This window comes from Coraliomargarita algicola (assembly GCF_033878955.1).
Classification (GTDB): Bacteria; Verrucomicrobiota; Verrucomicrobiia; order Opitutales; family Coraliomargaritaceae; genus Thalassobacterium; species Thalassobacterium algicola.
In genome coordinates, this window is record NZ_CP138858.1 from 1,692,354 (window position 1) to 1,710,771 (window position 18,418).

13 protein-coding genes are annotated in these 18,418 nt (G+C 52.2%); 5 read left to right on the top strand and 8 right to left on the bottom strand.

What is annotated here, in order from left to right; all coding sequences use genetic code 11:
- Positions 1–9 precede the first annotated feature (9 nt).
- From SH580_RS06445 to SH580_RS06460, 4 genes are all read right to left on the bottom strand, one after another.
- Positions 10–2,091: an alpha-L-fucosidase gene (locus tag SH580_RS06445; RefSeq protein ID WP_319834190.1), complete on the bottom strand. Its 2,082-nt coding sequence runs from the start codon at positions 2,089–2,091 to the stop codon at positions 10–12.
- Positions 2,092–2,137: 46 nt separating this feature from the next.
- Positions 2,138–2,770, bottom strand: a complete 633-nt coding sequence (locus tag SH580_RS06450; protein WP_319834191.1) for a sugar-binding protein — start codon at positions 2,768–2,770, stop codon at positions 2,138–2,140.
- Position 2,771: 1 nt separating this feature from the next.
- Complete coding sequence (locus tag SH580_RS06455) at positions 2,772–6,182, bottom strand: carbohydrate binding domain-containing protein (protein WP_319834192.1); 3,411 nt, start codon at positions 6,180–6,182, stop codon at positions 2,772–2,774.
- 167 nt (positions 6,183–6,349) lie between these two features.
- Positions 6,350–8,209, bottom strand: coding sequence for a BNR-4 repeat-containing protein (locus tag SH580_RS06460; RefSeq protein ID WP_319834193.1), 1,860 nt, complete (start codon positions 8,207–8,209; stop codon positions 6,350–6,352).
- Positions 8,210–8,434: 225 nt separating this feature from the next.
- On the opposite strand from SH580_RS06460, the gene SH580_RS06465 reads away from it, so the two are divergent.
- On the top strand, positions 8,435–9,784 hold the full coding sequence (locus tag SH580_RS06465) for a DUF2254 domain-containing protein (protein WP_319834194.1): 1,350 nt from the start codon (positions 8,435–8,437) through the stop codon (positions 9,782–9,784).
- Between the two features lie 18 nt (positions 9,785–9,802).
- Here the strand turns inward: SH580_RS06465 and SH580_RS06470 are convergent, their stop codons facing one another.
- Both SH580_RS06470 and SH580_RS06475 read right to left on the bottom strand, forming a co-directional pair.
- Positions 9,803–10,903: a class I SAM-dependent rRNA methyltransferase gene (locus SH580_RS06470; protein WP_319834195.1), complete on the bottom strand. Its 1,101-nt coding sequence runs from the start codon at positions 10,901–10,903 to the stop codon at positions 9,803–9,805.
- 10 nt (positions 10,904–10,913) lie between these two features.
- Complete coding sequence (locus tag SH580_RS06475) at positions 10,914–12,026, bottom strand: LptF/LptG family permease (protein WP_319834196.1); 1,113 nt, start codon at positions 12,024–12,026, stop codon at positions 10,914–10,916.
- 96 nt (positions 12,027–12,122) lie between these two features.
- Between SH580_RS06475 and SH580_RS06480 the strand changes: the two genes are divergently transcribed.
- Together SH580_RS06480 and SH580_RS06485 are read left to right on the top strand one after the other, a co-directional pair.
- Positions 12,123–13,841, top strand: a complete 1,719-nt coding sequence (locus tag SH580_RS06480) for a sodium-dependent transporter (protein ID WP_319834197.1) — start codon at positions 12,123–12,125, stop codon at positions 13,839–13,841.
- 27 nt (positions 13,842–13,868) lie between these two features.
- A complete protein-coding gene (locus SH580_RS06485; RefSeq protein WP_319834198.1) occupies positions 13,869–13,991 on the top strand; it encodes a hypothetical protein in 123 nt (40 codons plus the stop codon).
- A gap of 3 nt (positions 13,992–13,994) precedes the next feature.
- Here the strand turns inward: SH580_RS06485 and SH580_RS06490 are convergent, their stop codons facing one another.
- The gene (locus SH580_RS06490; RefSeq protein WP_319834199.1) at positions 13,995–14,393 is read right to left on the bottom strand and encodes an Hpt domain-containing protein; all 399 of its coding nucleotides are present in this window, start codon (positions 14,391–14,393) and stop codon (positions 13,995–13,997) included.
- A gap of 63 nt (positions 14,394–14,456) precedes the next feature.
- On the bottom strand, positions 14,457–15,662 hold the full coding sequence (locus SH580_RS06495; RefSeq protein WP_319834200.1) for a glycosyltransferase family 4 protein: 1,206 nt from the start codon (positions 15,660–15,662) through the stop codon (positions 14,457–14,459).
- A gap of 395 nt (positions 15,663–16,057) precedes the next feature.
- On the opposite strand from SH580_RS06495, the gene SH580_RS06500 reads away from it, so the two are divergent.
- Positions 16,058–16,861, top strand: coding sequence for a DUF4339 domain-containing protein (locus tag SH580_RS06500; protein ID WP_319834201.1), 804 nt, complete (start codon positions 16,058–16,060; stop codon positions 16,859–16,861).
- Positions 16,862–16,969: 108 nt separating this feature from the next.
- Positions 16,970–18,376, top strand: a complete 1,407-nt coding sequence (locus SH580_RS06505; RefSeq protein ID WP_319834202.1) for a YihY/virulence factor BrkB family protein — start codon at positions 16,970–16,972, stop codon at positions 18,374–18,376.
- Positions 18,377–18,418: the final 42 nt, after the last annotated feature.

Sequence of the window (18,418 nt, forward strand, 5' to 3'; positions counted from 1 at the left end):
AAAACAATATCACGCCTCGACCACCCCGAGCCCTGCGACGATTACATAATTCCCTTCATCAATTACATGCAGCGCAACAAAGCGCAGATAACGAGCTACGACCGGCTGCATCAACGGGACCAGCTGCATCTCCGGATTGGCCTTTATATTGCCAAACTCACCTTCGGCGGCGAGTGTCCACGATTCACCATCGAGACTCAGGTGAAACTCATATTTATCTGGAATGGCGCACGGTATCCCCGTGGTTAGATGCGGCTGAAAAGTAAAGGCTTTGACCGGCACCGCTTGCCCCATATCAAGGGTCACATCATGTGGTGGTGCGCTCTTTTTTTTGTCAGCATGATAAGTATGCCAGTAGGTCTCGGGATCGTCATCCAGCAATTTCTCCACGCCGGCGATGCCGTCGTTAGTAAAAGGGCTATCTAAACTCACGTCTACAACAGACCATCCACGACGATCCATGCCAAAGGTGGAGGAAACACTCGCGATCTGCGCGCCTTCGACATTCTCAATGTAGCCAAACGCCTTAATCGTGCCACTTTGAGTAAACGGAAAAGGCCCGGTATAGAGCAAAGAACTCCGATTAGGCTCAGAGCCATCGAGGGTATAGCGCACAGTCAACCCGGAATTGCTGGAACGTATCGTCACCCTCCCCTCGCGGTTGCGAACGATGGACAGTTGCCCCCGTAGAATCAGACCAATGGGAGCCCGATACAGAGCAACCGCACGAATTGCGGGGCAAGCGGCGCAGTCGGTAAAACGGATGCGGAACTTCTGAGCCTGCGCATTCTTAAGAATCAGCAAACGCCGATTCCCGATGCTCGTCGCCGTGCCGACTTCTTGCCACTGCCCCTCCGTCCATATATCTACGGAGAATGCATCCACACGCTGGCCAAGCGGTAAGAACTCACCAATGGAAAGTAGATTAAAAGTAATCGGAGTATCCAATTCGAATACCAGCTCAGGATGGGGCAGATCATCATCACAAGCCCAATAAGTACCAGCCTCACCATCGAGCACACAACTCGCAGCATACTGTGAATCCCCTGCTCGAACATTGTTCGCTGACACTCCTGTGACATTTGATTGTAACAGATCGACTCCAAACGTTTGGTCCATCAGCGCCTTCCAACCTTGCAGCGCAACAATGTCATCGTCATGCAAAAGACCACGGGTATCGGGAGCCAAACCAATATTCATCGCACCGCCACGCCCAACTGACGTGCAATAAATATCAAACAGCTTCTCAGGCTGACGAATCCAGTCGTTGGCGTGAAAGAACCACCCCTTACGTAAGGGGAAGTCACACTCAGCTGGCATCCACTCGCCATGGCGATCCCCCAACGTGGAAGGAGACTCACTCTGCTGCGCCGAAGGATGGCCGATAAATGTCTGTGTCGCCCAGCACGTCTCCCCTGCAACACCACTTTCGTTGCCGACATAACGGATATCCTCAAGGCCAAACATACAAGCCTCAGGCTGATGCTTTCGCACTAAAGCCTTGATCTGATCCCATTGATAGTAGCTTTCAGAATCAATCGAGCGCCGTTCATTTGTCCCGCCATAGTACCCATCGCCGCCATTAGCGCCATCGAACCACACCTCATACAATGGACCATACTGCGTGAGTAACTCAGTGAGTTGTTGATGATATACTGCCACGTATTCGGGACGACCATACTGCGCATGATTACGGTCCCAAGGAGAGAGGTAGACGCCAAACTTAAGTCCATACTCACGACACGCCGCCGACACTTCGGCGACCACATCCCCCTGCCCCTCTTTCCATGGACTATTCCGCACACAATATTCGGTAGTCTTCGTCGGCCATAGACAGAACCCGTCGTGATGCTTACACACTAGAATCATGCCCTGGATACCGGCGTCTTTCGCCACTCGCACCCATTGCCCCGCATCCAACGCACTGGGATTAAACAGCGAAGCGGGATCTTCACCATAGCCCCACTCCTTGTCCGCGAAAGTACTCAAGCTAAAGTGCACAATAGACATCAGTTCCGTACTCTGCCATTGCAACTGACGTGGTGAAGGGATCGCCCCATACGGATGCGGTTTGGTAGACGATAGGCTCATCGGGTAACGCTCTATTGAAAGTTTATATTCAGTTCTGCCTTTGCACTTATTCGCTAAGTATCATCAATGGCCAAAGTTCGGGATGATAATCACATGCAGCCCCCGCTTGAGTCGCCAATGACAGCCCTTTGGGACAATACCCCAACATCGGTTCATCATTATCGTGAAGATACAGAGCAAATCCACTGGTGAAGCCCTTTCGCAACATCAGAGGCTCAAGATAGCGCTGGCCAAATGTGATCGTATAAGTATAGCCCGTCTCCGTGCGCTGGAAGTCAGATACAACTTTCTCTGCCACTTCAGCTTTGGTTGGCATATGAATGCCATCTGCCAACTGATGATAGACCTCACGAAAACGATTCACCTGCCCAGGCCCGGACTCCCCGGTTTTGGAAATTGAAAAGTCATAGCGATAGTCGTCATCATCAAATGTCTTTTCCAAGTTAGTACGTCCGTCAGCCCCGGTATCAAAATAGACCTCCAAAGCGCCATCGTGTACCCATAGACTATTCTCAGCCTTAGGCCGTTCCCATAATTCCGGCGAAACAAGGAAACGATCATCTTCCACCTCTACTCGCAGATAAAGGTTTTCCTCATCCCAGGCGACGCGGAAGCGGGCGCTTTGATCACCTGCGGGTAATTCTCCTTTGTAATTCTTAGAGACGACTCGATTATTCATCTCAATTGCAGGTACCGTTCGACCAGTCCGGCATACCATGCGTTTTCGGAACATAGAAATATTCCATATCCCAGTCTCCGCGCACGCCTTTACCCTTCGCCGGTTGCACAGTATAAGAATCTCTCCAACTATACATTTTTCCAAACTCAACTGGCGTCGCCTGCTCGGGGATCTCGATACGAGCGACCTCCTCACCTGCCAACTCATAGTTCAAAAGCTGTCCCGCGACCGTCACCACGCCCGCCTGAGGACGCCCAGTCAGGTTTTTCACGTCCACATAAATCGGCCCCTCCAGAGAGGGCGTCAACGCCACTGCGAGTGCGGAGGTCGCGTCGTTGAGCTCTCCGTTTTGTAACGATTGAGTCAAAGAGACCACATCCGCTGCCTCAATGAATAAGGGTGCCGGAGTCAATGGAATGCTAACTCTACCCTGGCTATCAGCAACGGCACTACGAGGATTGCCCATGAAATCAAACAACTCAACGTCTTGGTCAAAGCTCAACTCCATGACTGGTCCCTGTTTTAAACCGTTTTCAACATCGTGATCCACACACCACAGCGCGGCAATCGCACTCCCATCGGGACGTTTAAAACTATAGCCACGAACCCCAGCAGCTGGCTTGATATCCGCCACATACTCAACCTCTGCAAAATGATGCCCCATAGTGTTGGCGGCTTTAGCAAATAGAGTCGGCGCAAAATAGTAATCCAGAAATGGACGACCCACCCAGAGATTGGTACTTTGCACACGCGGCCAATATTTTAAAACAATCGTCCAGACCCGCGCAGCAGTCGCCGCCTGAATAAACTCACGGTTACCAAAATCATAACTCAATTTCCCCGCAGAATAATGGTCATACGCAGGTCCCGCCCCCCATGCAGGAAACAATGTCTCCGGAATGTTAAACATTTCGGTGTAATAGATCGGCGTTTCCTCTCCGTAGCCATAACGTGCCATTTGCTCAATCAAGCGCGCCGTCTCCTCATCCAGATCACTGGTACTCAAGGTCCCTTTATCCGCGCTTCCATATGGATGCACCGCAACAGCATCATACTCAAAACCGTGATCGACAGAGGCCTTTAGATAGCCCTCGATCGCATCGTAACCTCGCAAGCGGTTGTAGCCACTGGTGCCATTAGTTGGAGCAAAGATCGCGTTGGGATTCGCCCGTTTCACCCCACGCCCAGCAGCCGATTGCGCTTTAAAATACTCATCAAAACGACCGTTCCCCACCAATGGGGAACTCTCTTCTTCGTTGCCCATGCTCCATGTATAATACTGCTCTGGATCATACAGTTTCACTTTCTGATAAGCTTCCTCCTCGATCAAAGCCTCCAACTCGGGGCTGACCTCAGTCCAGTATTTAAACTCCTTTAGCTGCTGATGCTGACTGCCATACAAAAACCGTGTGGGTGCAAAATAATTAGCGATACGATATTTCTTCTCCATTGGAGCCCGCACTTCAAAATCCTCAGGTGAAGTGGTGATCCCCCAACTGGTGGACCCAAAGCCCCATTCCATAAACTTACGAGCCAGATCTTCACCTCGTCCTAGTGTTCGTATATGCCCGACAAGTGCCCCAAAGACATCCTTAGTGGCATGGGTATTCGACAGCGGCCTCATCACCGAGAGTCGATAATAATGTGTATAAGGCTCATACCCCTCGACTTGATAGTCCGCCCGAACCACAAAGACCCCCTCCCCCATAGCTTGGGCGTCCAATGGCAAAGGCAGCGTAAGCATTCCCCCCTCAGGCACACTCACACTAAAACTGTCCTCATATATCACCTCGCGAAATGCGTTCTTCAGTGAAATTTCGACCTGTCCAGAGGTGCCTGGCTCCCCCACAAATCGGAATGCTCCCTGGATAGGATTTCCTTTCACGAGATCGTTATCCGGATCACTCGTCAGCAACCAACCATCGAGTGGAGCACTCACAAACTCAGACGCGGTGTCACCCTCTTCCAACTGAAGCCCGTCTAGCAGCGTATTAAAACGCCCTGATAGTATGACCTGAACGCCGGCCCCATCAGCAGTGAAGGTACGGCTGTAGCGCTCCCACTCCGTGCCGATCTGAAACTTTGCATCCGGCGAATCGTTGTCGCCAAACACTAAACCATAGCGCCCCTGAAACTTCCCTCCACGGGCAGCGCTCCCGAGCGCAACATTCAATTCACAAGCTCGATCCGCTTTAGCATAGAAGCTCAAGGTATACGTCTTGCCCACCTCTAACGGCATCGGAAAGCTTCGCAGCGCAGAAGAACGTAACTGTCGATCATTCAGCCTAAGCGCAGTTGGCCCAAATAATCCTGCCGCAACAGCTTCGAATCGCGGTCCCTCTCCTGGCGTATAATAGGCGCCTCCATGCGTCCACTGCCAATGCCGGAGCCCCTGCTCAAAACTGGGGTTAGGCATGAGATTACGCACCGGTGAAGCAGGCACATGAATGCCATCAATCTTCCAGAAATCGTGCCCCATCAAGGGCGCTGGCACATTCGCTTGCGGCAACTGGCCCTCCTCTAAATCAATCACAACCTGTCCCGAACTCTCCGCGACTTGATTTCTCACACGTAGAATCCAGCCATAGCGTTCACGATCCAGATCATCAATAAAGACAGACTCAGTCACCACACCTGTTCGCCCACCTAACAATACAGAATAACTGCCAGCCGGCTGACCTGGAGCATAGTGAAAATCACCTGCCACATCTGTGGAAACCTTCCCTTGCAGGAGTTCATGCAGGGGCGCGTGCTCCAAGACCTCGTCTCCGAAACGAATTTCCTGTTCCCGCACAATACCATCGATCACAAACCACAAGGCGACACCAAAAGGCACCGAGGACGCCTGCATCTCAGCTTCAGACACTCCTAAATCCCAGGCCAACTCAAGCTGACTATTCCCCAAAGACCGTAAGGTATATGTAAAGAGTGCCCGTCGCCCTGCCGGGGTCAAATAGGGCTTAGTGTAGCGAACCAAGTCTGCGGCTTTGTCGACCTCCAATGTTTCGGGATCGCCTTCGATCGCCTCGAAAGGATAACCAGAGTTCCCCTGATAACTTCCCCAGAAGCTAAAGCGGCCCACCTCTTTGCCATCAATATAGATCGAGACGTATTCCTCCTTGTCTGCCAAATCACGTCCATCAATCTTCCGCACACAAACCATCTTATTACCCACTGTGAAAACAGGCTGCTCGTAGATCTGCGTGCCCGCATCCCCTCCTTTGCCCGGAAAAGAACTTATATCCAATCGAGCATCCATTCGCTGCATCTCCTCGCCCCGGGCAAACGCAACAGGATTCGGAAGCGAAGGTGCCCCACGAACGCCGACCTCAACGGAGCCCAGCGCCTGGCCTGAAAATCCCGAACCGATGCGGCTTCCCGAATCAGAGGCCTCAGACTGGAGGACAAGCATATGCAGAGTAAATAACGAGACCATATACGCAGCGCAGGCGCATACTTTCGGATACTTCGAGAACTTCATATTAAACTTTGGGGTGGCAGATTTCTTTGGGAAGACTCTGAATCTATGCCACAAAAATATTCAACGTCGAATACAATTCGTGCTTTATCGAAAAAAATTTACTTCAGCTGTCGAAACTCTGGAAAGTAAAGGCGACGCAGCACCGCAATCGCTTCGCCCCGCGACAGGTATTGCTTCCAGGACTCAGGCGTGCTCATCCATCCCGCTGGCAGCAAGCCCAAGGTATCCGCCGACGCCATCATCCGCCAAGCCTGCTGACTTAGAGTCTCGCTGGAGTCTTGGGAGAGCTCCACTGCCACATCCTGCGGCCATGCCTCTCCTGGAGCAGAGCGAACAAGCGTCGTAATCGCATCGGAGCGCGTAAGCGGGGCATCCTCACGCTCGACCATCAGAAGCTCCTCGCCCAGGGCTTGTTGCCAATTGGCAGCCGAATCAATCGCACCATCGACCGCCCAGGCTCTGGCGCTCAATAACATATCCACCCATTCACTAGCCGTAATCGCATCGTTTGGTCGAAACTCACCACGCTCCCCGGAATTCAAACGACGCCCCGCCTCGACCATTGCGACCACTTCGTCCAGCGGACTCCCCGCCAAATCCTCATAATCACTACGCCAACCGTCCTCAGGCACTGGCACGAAATCAATGCGATAAACTGCGGTTCGCTCGGAGCCGATACCGAGCACAGCCAGCATCACGTTGTGCTCCAACAGAGCGATCGGATCAATAAAGGCAAACTGCCCAGGCACCTGAAAGTCCCGCCCGACTTGTTCATATCCAGGCGCACGATAGAGACGATTGTAGCAAACAAAATTAATCATTCCATCACGCCCAAGGTAGAAATTTTTCGTCCAATGCCGTGCCCGGGGGATCGGCACATCCACCAACCCCGACCATGCCTGCTGCGCTCGATCCCAATAAATATATTTGTTTTCCGAAGGAGCATCTTGTTTTTTCACATCAACCGATACGGCCGGCGCACCGCGCGAATCAAAGAACGGATAGGTTGGACCACGTGTGCCCAGGTCATTCCCAGCAGGTGCAAAAATCATGTCGGGCCGATTGGCATGTGGCACCAAACTATCTATCATAGGCAAGGCCACGGAGCTGCCATCGGCTCGTTGCCAGCTCTCACCGCCATCATCGGAAGCTCCATAAAAGACATGCGTGCCCTCCCCCATCGGGGTATTCGCATTGACCGCGAAATGCAGTCGATTGTGCTGATCAAAAGCCATTCCAACCATATTCCAGCGATACCAAATGGGTGTATCCGGCGAAGCCAGATTCCCCCATTCATTCACGCTATTGAAGAGCGTCTTGGATAATTCAACTCCATTCACAGGATTGCGAGTGCCACCAAGTGCCTTCCAAGTAAGCTCCTCAGTATCATAGCGATACAAGCCCACACCACGATGCGCCTCGGGAACTTTCTTCCGATCAGGGTTAGCCACAATCCGCCCCGCAAAATATAATTCGTCGTTTCGGTCGCGTAAAAAGAATGCATAAGTGGCATTCGGCATCGGAATCGTACGTGCTGGATCCTTCCCCAGGAAATCGAAACGAGAGACATCCCCCGCACGAGTGGAACGCCAATAGAGAACATTCGCGCCCCGGAATCGCTCAGTGCTCAATTTACGATCATTCACCCCACCATGCATATCTCCTGCGATATGGATATAACCATCGGCATCTACGCCCAGGGATAAGCGATGATGCCCATCGGGATAAGCCTGATAATCGGGAGCATCCACCGCAGTGACAATGCGAGAACCATCTGGCCGGATCTGCACAATCTGCGGACGACGCGTATCATCGAGCCAGGTGTAATAAACATGCCCACGGTAGCTGGAGATCGGGGAATATATGAAGGTCCCCGGCCCATTGCCGACCGAGGTCGGAGTTTGAAATAGACGCTGCATGCGCAAAACTTCCGGCTGCACCACAGTCACAGGCTCCACGTCAAAGACGCCAGACGCTCTGCAGACAGAAATGCCTGACGACCCTATCGATAGCGACAAACTCACAGTAAGCAGCACAGCATGCATCCTCATATTCAACGACGAATCACCATATTTCAGATCGCCTGTCAACGGGCAAAGAGATGCTCCCACCAAAAATTCAAACGCGAGCCGAAGCTTAGATACGCATTGCTTACTGTGGATCTAGTAGTAGCCTAAAGGGCGATGAACAAATCTCTGTTTCTGCTGCTCTTTCGACGAATCACCCAATCGTTTTGGTTTATTCCTGCCGGCCTCTTTCTCTCAGCGATTTGTATCGCCTTCCTACTCACAGGCACAGACCACCTCCTAGGACTCCACCAGCGGCTCCAGAACTTCGAATGGCTCGTTGCCAGCAGCCCGGATGGTGCACGTGCGGTGCTCTCGACGATCGCAGGCTCGATGATCACTGTCGCGGGCGTGTTGATTTCGACCACCATCGTGGTGCTCACCCTCGCCTCGCAGCAGTATGGTCCCCGCTTAGTAAAAAACTTTATAGAAGACCGCCCCAGCCAGATTGTGATCGGCTCATTTGCCGCCTGCTTCATATACAGCATTCTCATTATGCGCAACATTCACTCCGGCGAGGTGGAGTTCGTGCCGCACCTATCCATCCTGGTCGCGGTGGTTGCCGCTGTCGTGTGTATCGGGATGATGATTTATTTCATCCATCACATCTCTGTCACAATTCAAGTGCAGTCCATTCTAGAGCGCGTGCACGAAGACCTCAGTGGATTGGTGCATGACATTTTCCCAGAGAACCTATCAAAGCCATTGGATACGCCAGCTGTAGTGCTGGAGCAAGAGGCCGTCGCGGCCAGCCTGCAAGCTAAGATCGCGAGCCCCATCACCACCCCCAAGCCCGGCTACTTACAGGCTGTTCGTAGTGATCGCTTGCTAGAACTGGCGCAAACGCACGCTCTCATCGTCAAACTGCACGTTCAGCCCGGCACGTTCCTACTCCAAAACGAGCATGTCTGCCAAGCCTTCGCCGACGAAGCACTTTGCGAGGACACTGCCGAAACTTTACTCAGCTGTTTCGTGTTTGGCCGCTTTCCAACCAGTGAGCAGGACTTGACCTTTCCAATCAAGCAATTGGAAGAGATGGCGATACGGGCGCTGTCCCCCGGCATCAACGATCCACACACCGCAATCGAGTGCATCGATTACCTCGCCACATCACTACGGGCAATCGCCCAGCGACCATTCCCGTCGAACTATCGAGCCGATGCGGAAGGAGCACTGCGCCTCATCACGCCCAAGCACGATTTCGAAAAAATCCTGCGGACCGCATTTCAACAGATCCACCATTATGGTCGCGAAGATGTCAATGTGGTGAGCCGAATCTTCATGGCTTTACAAAAAATTGGCGACGATCCTGCGCTCGATGGAGCACGTCGGGACAGTCTGACCAAGTTTGCCAAAGAACTGCTGGATAAAAGCGAGGCCTGCGCCAGCTGCGAAGGCGACAAACAACAGATCCGAGAGGCCTATCAGGCCGCGGTGAAGACACATTTAACTGAGATACCCGTTTAAAATAAACGCCCCACGAGTTCACTCGACCTGCAGTATTAAACCTTTGAGGTAGCGGCTCTCAGGAAAGTTCAACAAAACAGGAAAATCGAAAGGCTGTGCGGTGCGGGCAAAGATGCGGGCTTCGCGCCCCGCAGCACTCGCTGCCTGCGCCACCACGGCTTCGAATGCAGCAGCCGTGGTCGTGGTAGAGCGACAGTAAGTCGCCAGCAGCCCGCCCTCCGGCAGACAAGTAAATGCACTGGTATGCAGCGCCTCTACCCGAACAGCATCGAAAGCTTCCGTATGTGGCGGATCGAGAATAATCGCATCCAAATCGCCGACACCACGCTCTGCCAAAAATGCAGCCACATCGGCATCGATGGTTTCCACAAAACAGTTGTTCTTTTGCGCCTGCGCACCGATTGCTTTAATGCAAATTTCCGAGCAATCGACCGCCACCACGTGCTCGGCTCCATTGCGTGCCGCTTGTAGTGCAAAGGCACCGCTGTGTGCGTAGCCATCCAGCACCGTACGACCTTCACACAAGCTGCCGACGAGGGCGTGTTGCTCACGCTGATCCAGATAAAAACGCGGCTTTTCCGTGTTGAGCAGATCGATCCGATAGGCGATGCCGTCGATCTCGATCCAGCGTGCTTTAAGATTTTGCCCGCTCAAAGTCTGTGCGGTCCCCGGCTTCAAAAATACAATTTCCTTCGGCTCACAGGCTTCCTTCAGCGACTCCACAATCGCATCCATCACAGCATCCACAACTGGGTGCGTCGAAGTCACCGTGAGCACCCCGTCGTATAGCTCCACTTCGAGACCGGGCAAATAGTCGGCATCCGAGCAGATCAGACGCTGGCAATGCTCATCGCTGCGGCGGGCCAGCGCATCGTTGATCGCGCCCGCGAGATAGGCACCGTCAAAATGTGCCCCTTCGGCATAGCTGAAACGTCGCCATGCAGCCGACGGATCACGGGGATCGAACAGACCGCTTCCAAGCACTTGACCAGAAACATCGAGTAAGGTCGCCACACAGGGAGCTTCCGGCAACGGGCCAGAGAGTGCCTCCAACGAAACCCACGGGTGCCCCGCGCCTTGAGCGGCCCCAGTCAGTTGAATACTAGTTAAATTTTCCATAAGTCTAAAATCAGCGAGCCTTAATAAACAAGCGGGCTGACAGCGCCAGCATCACTAAATTCGGAATCCATGCGGCCAGCATCGCGGAAACGAGCTGACGCTCTCCCAGAATCGATGCGACGCTCATTAAGACATAAAAAATCGCAAAGAACCCCATCGCCTTGGAGACACCAATCATAGGATTCGTGCGAACGCCCGCAACCGCAAATGGCACCGCAATGCCAACCACGACCAAGCAACTGAAAGGTGCCGCCAACAAGGAATAATACTGCACCAAGTAGGCACGCACAGACGGATTCTCCTCTGGCGTTACGGTATCTATTATACGCTTCAATTCGTTGAGCGAGAGCTCCTTGGGCTTCTTATGCAGCGCCAGCATGAGCGTGGGATCTTCGTCAAAGTCCTCGAACTTCTTTTCTTTAAACGTAAGTGCACGCAACGGATCGCCCGTCTCGGGGTCCAGCATCAGCTCACGCCCATTGATAAAGACCCAACTGCCTTGAGTATTATCGAAATAGGCCTCACTGGCTGAAATGCGGCTGAGCTCTTGCCCGGACTGATCACGACTGTGCACGTTCACCCCCAGCCCCAGCCAAGCCCGCTCACTGAAGCGATTCATAAACCACAAACGCCCATCTTTGAGGTTATCAAATCCAAGATTGTAAATCAGCCCCACCTCGCGCGCATCCTGCTCCACTTCATCGGCCGCAAACTCAAGATTATCAAAAAATGTGCGCGACTGCTCCACCGATTTCGGAATGACCGAAGCGGTCAGGTAAAACAGCAAGGCAGTGAGCAGCAGGCCAGCGCCCCACAGGGAGCGACTGATCCGGAAGAGGCTCGCCCCGGATGCACGCATCGCGATGATTTCATTATTCCGGTGTAAGGTGCCAAGCGTAAACAGTAGCGATACCAGTAATGCGATGGGCAAAATAGCAGGTAAATAACTCGGCAAAGCCAGACTGTAATAAAAAAGTATTTGCTGAAAACTGGCATCGGTATCCAGCAAGTCGGGCAAGGAGTCATACATGTTCTGCAGAATCAGAATACCGATAATCACGCCCATTGTGAGCGTGAAACCAATAAGCCATTCCTTCAAAACATAGCGATCAATCAAAGACATTCCGCGATCTAAAAGCCCCCGCTGCGTAAAGTCACTCCGATAGCTTGGATTTTTTTCTGGCGCAGAGCCCCTAGCGGTCACTTGATACTATTCAAGATGGTTAAACGAATCAAAGAATCCTGGAACTCGCGACTCGGTGTCATTTTAGCGGTCGCGGGTAGTGCCGTGGGGCTGGGCAATTTCCTACGCTTCCCCGGACAAGCAGCGGAATACGGCGGTGGTGCCTTCATGTTGGCCTACTTTATCTCTTTTCTCCTAATCGGGCTGCCCATCTGTTGGGCGGAATGGATCATGGGCCGCCATGGCGGACAGGCTGGCTTTAATTCATGCCCAGGCATCTTCAACTACATCACCCGTCATCCGGCCTTCAAATACGTCGGCGTGATCGGGGTGTTGATTCCGGTAATCATCTACATGTATTATGTGTATATCGAAGCCTGGTGCCTCGGCTATGCAGTCAATTTTCTAACGGGAGACATGGACTTCGCCACAGTCGAGCAATCCGGCGAATTCTGGGGCAATTTCATCGGCATCGGCGCAGACGGCAGTGCGCTGGGCTTTGGCCTGCAGCAAGTAGGATTTTACCTCCTACTGGTGTTCCTTTTGAACTTTATTCTGATTTATCGCGGCATCTCCAAGGGGATTGAATTGTTCTGCAAATATGCGATGCCAACCCTGGTATTCATCGCGTTCATCATTCTGCTACGGGTATTGACACTGGGCACCCCAGACGCCGAGCACCCCGCGCGTAACGTAAGTAACGGCTTGGGCTTCATGTGGAACCCGGTCAAACACGTGGTCGAACTCAAAGACGAGACCGGAGAGTGGATCGTAGATCGCGAGGTCGTCGACGAACAGCGCCTGGCCGCCGTGAACGCCGCCGCTGCCAATAGCGAGACCATGCGCGTGCGCCATATTTCAATGCGCCAACAATTACTCAACCCACAGCTGTGGTTAGCGGCGGCGGGACAAATCTTCTTCTCTCTCTCGGTGGGCTTTGGCGTAATCATCACCTACTCCAGCTATATGTCGAAAAACGACGACGTGGTGCTCAGTGGCCTGGCGGCCACCAGTGCCAACGAGTTTTGTGAAGTCGCCTTGGGTGGACTGATCACCCTGCCTGCGGCGGTCACTTTTCTCGGCGTCGCTGGCGTCGCGGGCATGGGCACCTTCGGACTAGGCTTTAATGTGCTACCAATGGTCTTTGCCAATATGGCTTTTGGCGAAATATTTGGCTTTCTGTTTTTCTTCCTGCTGTTCCTCGCAGCTGTTACCAGCTCGCTGTCCATGCTACAACCGGGCATCGCGTTCCTAGAAGAAGCGATGAAAATCAACCGCAAACAATCGGTCGCACTACTGGGTTTGATCACAGCGATCGGCTGCGGCTTCGTCGTCTACTTCAGTAAAGATGTGAAAGCGCTCGACACCATGGACTTCTGGGTCGGCACTTTCCTGATCTTCATACTCGCGACCATGCAAATCATTATTTTTGGCTGGATGCTGGGAGCCGAGAAAGGCCTGGAATTATCGCATCAAGGTGCCGCCATCCGTATCCCACGCTTTTTCACGTTTGTGATGAAATATGTCAGCCCAAGTTTGCTACTAATCATTTTTGCGCTGTGGATGGCCACAAATATATTTGGGGTCAATCTCAGCACCGGCGAAGCCCATTATAGTAGCTATGTAGTCGATCTTTTTATAGAGCCCAATACCGTGGCACGCTTAAGTGTAGGACTGATCTTACTCGTAGCGGCGCTATTTACCATAATCACCGTAATCAACCCTGGCTACAAAAACCTTAAGAAGGGAAAATAAACTATGACAACCGCAGGCTGGATAATCATGACACTCTCTGTAGGCTCGGTCAGCGCCCTACTCTTTTGGTGCGTCTATAAAGTAATGACGACGCCGGATGAGACCGAACACATCCATGGATTCGAACAAGAAACCCCGGATAACGACTAAAAATCACAAATTAAAAGCATCTCGAAAGACGTCGCGGGCAGTTTCAAACTCAAGCCGAATGGTCGCCTCAATTTGAGAGATGTCAGTCAGTTGCTTCTCATCGATCGCTTGCTCGATCCCGCGATAGAAAGATGCCAAGCGTGCCAGCCCCATATTCCCCGCACTGCCTGCGATAAAGTGCACGATATTGCGTAACTGCAATACATCGCCCTGCGCACAAACTTCTGGCAACAACTCCAGCTTGGCAGCACTCTCATTGGCAAACAGGTCAAATAGCTCAGCCGCCAGCGCCTGATCGATTTCATCTTCGTCCCCCATAATCAGCATATCAAGCTGCTCTCGGTCTAATATAAGACTGTTCTCGTCATAGTGGACGTGATTGATTTTTGGTGCTTCAGACATCTTAATAATGGGTCCAATCCTGCGGAGGTCTACGGACGCGCAGCGAGAATAGGCATAATTTGTTCACAGAATGTGTTCGACAGTCTGCTCGGCTTGCAATCTTTCAATCGAGCTCTCTGCCAATTCGCGCCCATAATCCTTACGACGCATAAACTCAAACATCGCATCCGCTAATGCGTCTGGACTGTCAGCCTGAAACAACAATGCATTTTGCTGATGCTCCAAGATTTCCTGATTACCGCCCACATCCGCCACTATGCACGGAAGTTTCGATAGCATCGCTTCCAGCACCGTCATAGAAAAAGGCTCTCCATAACGACTCGTATACAGCAATGCGTCATAATTAGCATAATGATCTGCCAACTCCCCGGGTCGAATGCCCCGCATCGTCACTTGATCAATGAGTCCGGCCGTTTGTATTCGCTCGCGCTTAGCCTTGCGCTCGCTAGGCTCCCCCATCGCAAAAAGATCGAGCGACACGTTGATACCGCGCTGTTTTAAAATACCGACTGCATCCACCGCAATATCCGCTCCCTTCGCTTCCGTCAGTCGTCCCGCCCAAACAAAACGGCGGCGCGTCACATACCGTTCCTTAGGCGTAATCATTCGCGCATCGATCGCAGGGTAGATAATCGGCAATGTTTCGACCTGCTTCAGTCCCGCTTCGATCAACTGCTCACGCAGCCAACGACTCGCGACGTAGCTTCCATCCAAACGCAATTGATGCACCTCACCGATTGGCATCCTACCCAACACGGCCCGCGCCTTCCCCACGCAGCGCAGCAACCCACGATAGAATTTGGAACGCTTGCTTAAATTATCGAACCACCAACAATACCAAGGATCACGATTGAACAACTCTGGCAGCAGCCAATCCATATGCAAATCGTAAACGAGCCGATGCCCTTTATTTTGCAAGCGAAACAATAGAGACTTCGAAAGGTCGCGCATATTCCAGACATAGATAACATCGGGCGCAAATCGGCGAATGCGATAATCAAGTGCTTCTGCATTGATTCGCTCATGTGCATACGTCGCGGCATACGACCGCCCCAACTGCGATTCTGCCAAAGCACTGGGATAGAGCCGTAGCTCTCGGAAAACCCCTTTTTCACCGACCACGCCCATCGGAGGCAAGCGATGATTGGAAGTCAGCACCTGTATCTGGTGACCATGGCGCACCAAAGCCTGCACAGTCTGACGACAGCGTTCATCATGCCCACTATACCCGAGAGGCGGGTAGACAGACGTTAGTACTAGTATTCTCACAGGTGGCAATCAGTCATCCAAGTCAGCACCAATCCAGCCAAATCTTAACAAATAGCGAGATTTTACCTTAATTTATATTTAATCGAAAGCACGTTAGCCGACGACTAATCCAGAAAAACTTCAACGATACCCACCGCAAAGATCATTAATCGACAAAGCATAAACTAACTAGCCCATACGTCATATCGCAGAACCAGATAAGTCCTGTATACACATCGGCCGCCCCGGATAAAAGGCCGTTCACACCTCAAACAAAGGCATCGGCAGCCAGATTGACAATTTTCATAAGCTTGTAAAATAGACACATGCAAACGGAGCCAGCTTTCTTTGCGCTTGCTGAAAGCTAGGGACATTGGCCTAATCTACACTACAAACGTCGATCACCCACACGAAACATGCCCGACTACTACATAAGAACACCTGAGCAAGACGAGTCACGCGGGCCCTTTGATATTTCGAAGCTGCTCACGCTGGCTGAAGCGGGTCAGGTCACCCCAAACACGCTTTATTACGACGAAGACAAGGAGGAATGGACTCCCCTCGCCCTCAATGAAACGCTCAGCGCTCAAGTCTTTCCAGAACGCGACAAACTGACACTCAGAGTCGATGAGTCTAAAAAAGACAAGTCAAAGGGGCGCAGCGAGCAAGGTCTTGATGTGGAGACGATACTTGCTGCCGCCGAAGGCGATACTGCTGAAAAGCGCAAACTAACTCGTCAAAAAAGAAGCTTCGAACTGGCCGCCAATATTTCATCTTCCGGACTAGGCTTGATGATGGTCTTTTCCGCACTCTTCATGGTGCTGCCACTGGTCCCCAAGATTCAAATGCTCCTCAACGAGGGCAACGTCGCCTCGATTTTAAACTATCCGAACATTTTAATCGGCATATTCGACCTAATAGTGGGGCTACTGCTCTACCTCTCTGTTACCGAAGCCTTTCAAGTGGCACGCGGGCGCGCCATGTTAACACTGGGCTTCGGCGTCTATGTCGCGTGGGCACTGGGCGATCCATTGCTTATGGGACTCACGGCATCCGCAGGCATTGGCATTTTCCTCGCGACCATCTCCCAGAGCATGGTCACGATGCTACTCGCCTTCCTACTCGGGATCGGCGGCAACGGTTACCTCGCCTACTTAGCCTTGAATGGTCGATTTGACGGATTTTTTGACCATATAGTATTGAACTTAGTCGCAAACTAGGCCGTTTCCGTATCTGTTTTGCATACAAAAGAACAAAACTCGATCCTCTCAAAAGTCCGCCGTGGCATAGAACAGCTCAAAACGCACACTGCGCGATTACAAGCGCTCATGCGGAAAGACATATGGGAGCTCGAATACCTTGGCCGCCGCACCGTGCGCGCCCGCATGTATCACCTGCTGCGCATTTTAACCCTCACCGGGCAAGGACTGAAGCGCAACCAACTCCCCATGCAGTCGGCCGCGCTTACATTCTACTCCTCCATTGGCATCGGTCCCATTATTGCATTTGGTATCATGATCTCGGGTATTCTGATCGATCGTGACATCTCCGATCCCAACGCAGACCACCACGATAGCGTCATTGTCAAAAAAATCACTGAAATTATAGCCTTCGCCGCCCCACAAGTCGCGGTGACGGTGAATGAAAACGGCGACAGCGACACACGAACCGAGCTCGCTCCCGAACTGCTCGACCTCATCAGCAACTTCAGCTCCGTTGCCAAATCTGGAACCGTCGGCGTCATTGGCACCCTGGTCTTACTCTTCATCTGCTTACGCGTACTCACTTCGATCGAAAGCTCCTTTAACACACTGTGGGGCGTCGAAAAAGGACGCAATTTCACCGAACGCATCGTCACCTACTGGACCTTCATCAGCTTAGGCGCACTCATCGGCACCGCCGCAATCTCGCTTCAGGTATTAAACGTCTTCATCCGCTTCGCGGAAAATCTTCCTTTTGGCGCCACGATCACCGCCGTAATCCAGTTCTTTCTGCCACTGCTCACGCTGATAATGATCACCCTACTGCTGGCCGCGTTTCTGCGTTTCATTCCCAACACTCAGGTGCAATGGCGCCCCGCATTACTCGGTTCCTTGCTCGTTGTCGCCCTACTGCAGATCTACAAAACACTCTCCTTTCTCTATGTGCAGCAAGTTGTCAGCAATAACAGTCTTTACGGCTCAGTGGGCATCATTGTGGTACTCATGCTCGGCCTCTACGTGTTCTGGCTCTTAATTTTACTCGGCGGCCAAGTAACCTACGCGGTGCAGAATGCCGATTTCCTGACCAATGAAAACGCTTGGCAAAATACCAGCGAGCGCTCCCGCGAGTTAATCTCCCTCGATGTGCTGCTCATCGTCATGCGCCGCTTCCACTCGGGACATCCCCCCATCAAAACCAGCGAATTACTGAAAAAGCTGCGCATCCCCAGCCACATTCTCAATACCAGTATCAATCGCCTATGCGCCATCGGTTTCCTCAGCCAAATCGAAGACCACAACGCTGAAGAAGAGCGCGACCATGCCTACCAAGCAGGGTGTCCCGCCGAAAACATCACTCTCGCCGACTTTAAACAGGCCATCGAAACCTTCGGCAATGACGAAGGTTCCGACATCGTAGCCAGTAGCTCCCCAGCGATTCGCATCTACATCGACGAGGTCCTCGCACTCAAACATTGCCCACGCTCCAAAATGACCTTGGCCGAGCTGATTGGCCTGAAAGACCCCGCTAGCTAAAGTTAGCAACCAATTGGTTGACAGAGTAGAATGGGCACCTAA

What these genes read in the sequence shown, in the direction of transcription:
- SH580_RS06445 (WP_319834190.1), bottom strand. Translation starts at nt 2,091, where the DNA reads ATGAGCCTATCGTCTACCAAACCGCATCCGTATGGGGCGATCCCTTCA.
- SH580_RS06450 (WP_319834191.1), bottom strand. Translation starts at nt 2,770, where the DNA reads ATGAATAATCGAGTCGTCTCTAAGAATTACAAAGGAGAATTACCCGCA.
- SH580_RS06455 (WP_319834192.1), bottom strand. Translation starts at nt 6,182, where the DNA reads ATGCTTGTCCTCCAGTCTGAGGCCTCTGATTCGGGAAGCCGCATCGGT.
- SH580_RS06465 (WP_319834194.1), top strand. Translation starts at nt 8,435, where the DNA reads ATGAACAAATCTCTGTTTCTGCTGCTCTTTCGACGAATCACCCAATCG.
- SH580_RS06470 (WP_319834195.1), bottom strand. Translation starts at nt 10,903, where the DNA reads ATGGAAAATTTAACTAGTATTCAACTGACTGGGGCCGCTCAAGGCGCG.
- SH580_RS06475 (WP_319834196.1), bottom strand. Translation starts at nt 12,026, where the DNA reads ATGTCTTTGATTGATCGCTATGTTTTGAAGGAATGGCTTATTGGTTTC.
- SH580_RS06480 (WP_319834197.1), top strand. Translation starts at nt 12,123, where the DNA reads ATGGTTAAACGAATCAAAGAATCCTGGAACTCGCGACTCGGTGTCATT.
- SH580_RS06485 (WP_319834198.1), top strand. Translation starts at nt 13,869, where the DNA reads ATGACACTCTCTGTAGGCTCGGTCAGCGCCCTACTCTTTTGGTGCGTC.
- SH580_RS06490 (WP_319834199.1), bottom strand. Translation starts at nt 14,393, where the DNA reads ATGTCTGAAGCACCAAAAATCAATCACGTCCACTATGACGAGAACAGT.
- SH580_RS06500 (WP_319834201.1), top strand. Translation starts at nt 16,058, where the DNA reads ATGCCCGACTACTACATAAGAACACCTGAGCAAGACGAGTCACGCGGG.
- SH580_RS06505 (WP_319834202.1), top strand. Translation starts at nt 16,970, where the DNA reads ATGCGGAAAGACATATGGGAGCTCGAATACCTTGGCCGCCGCACCGTG.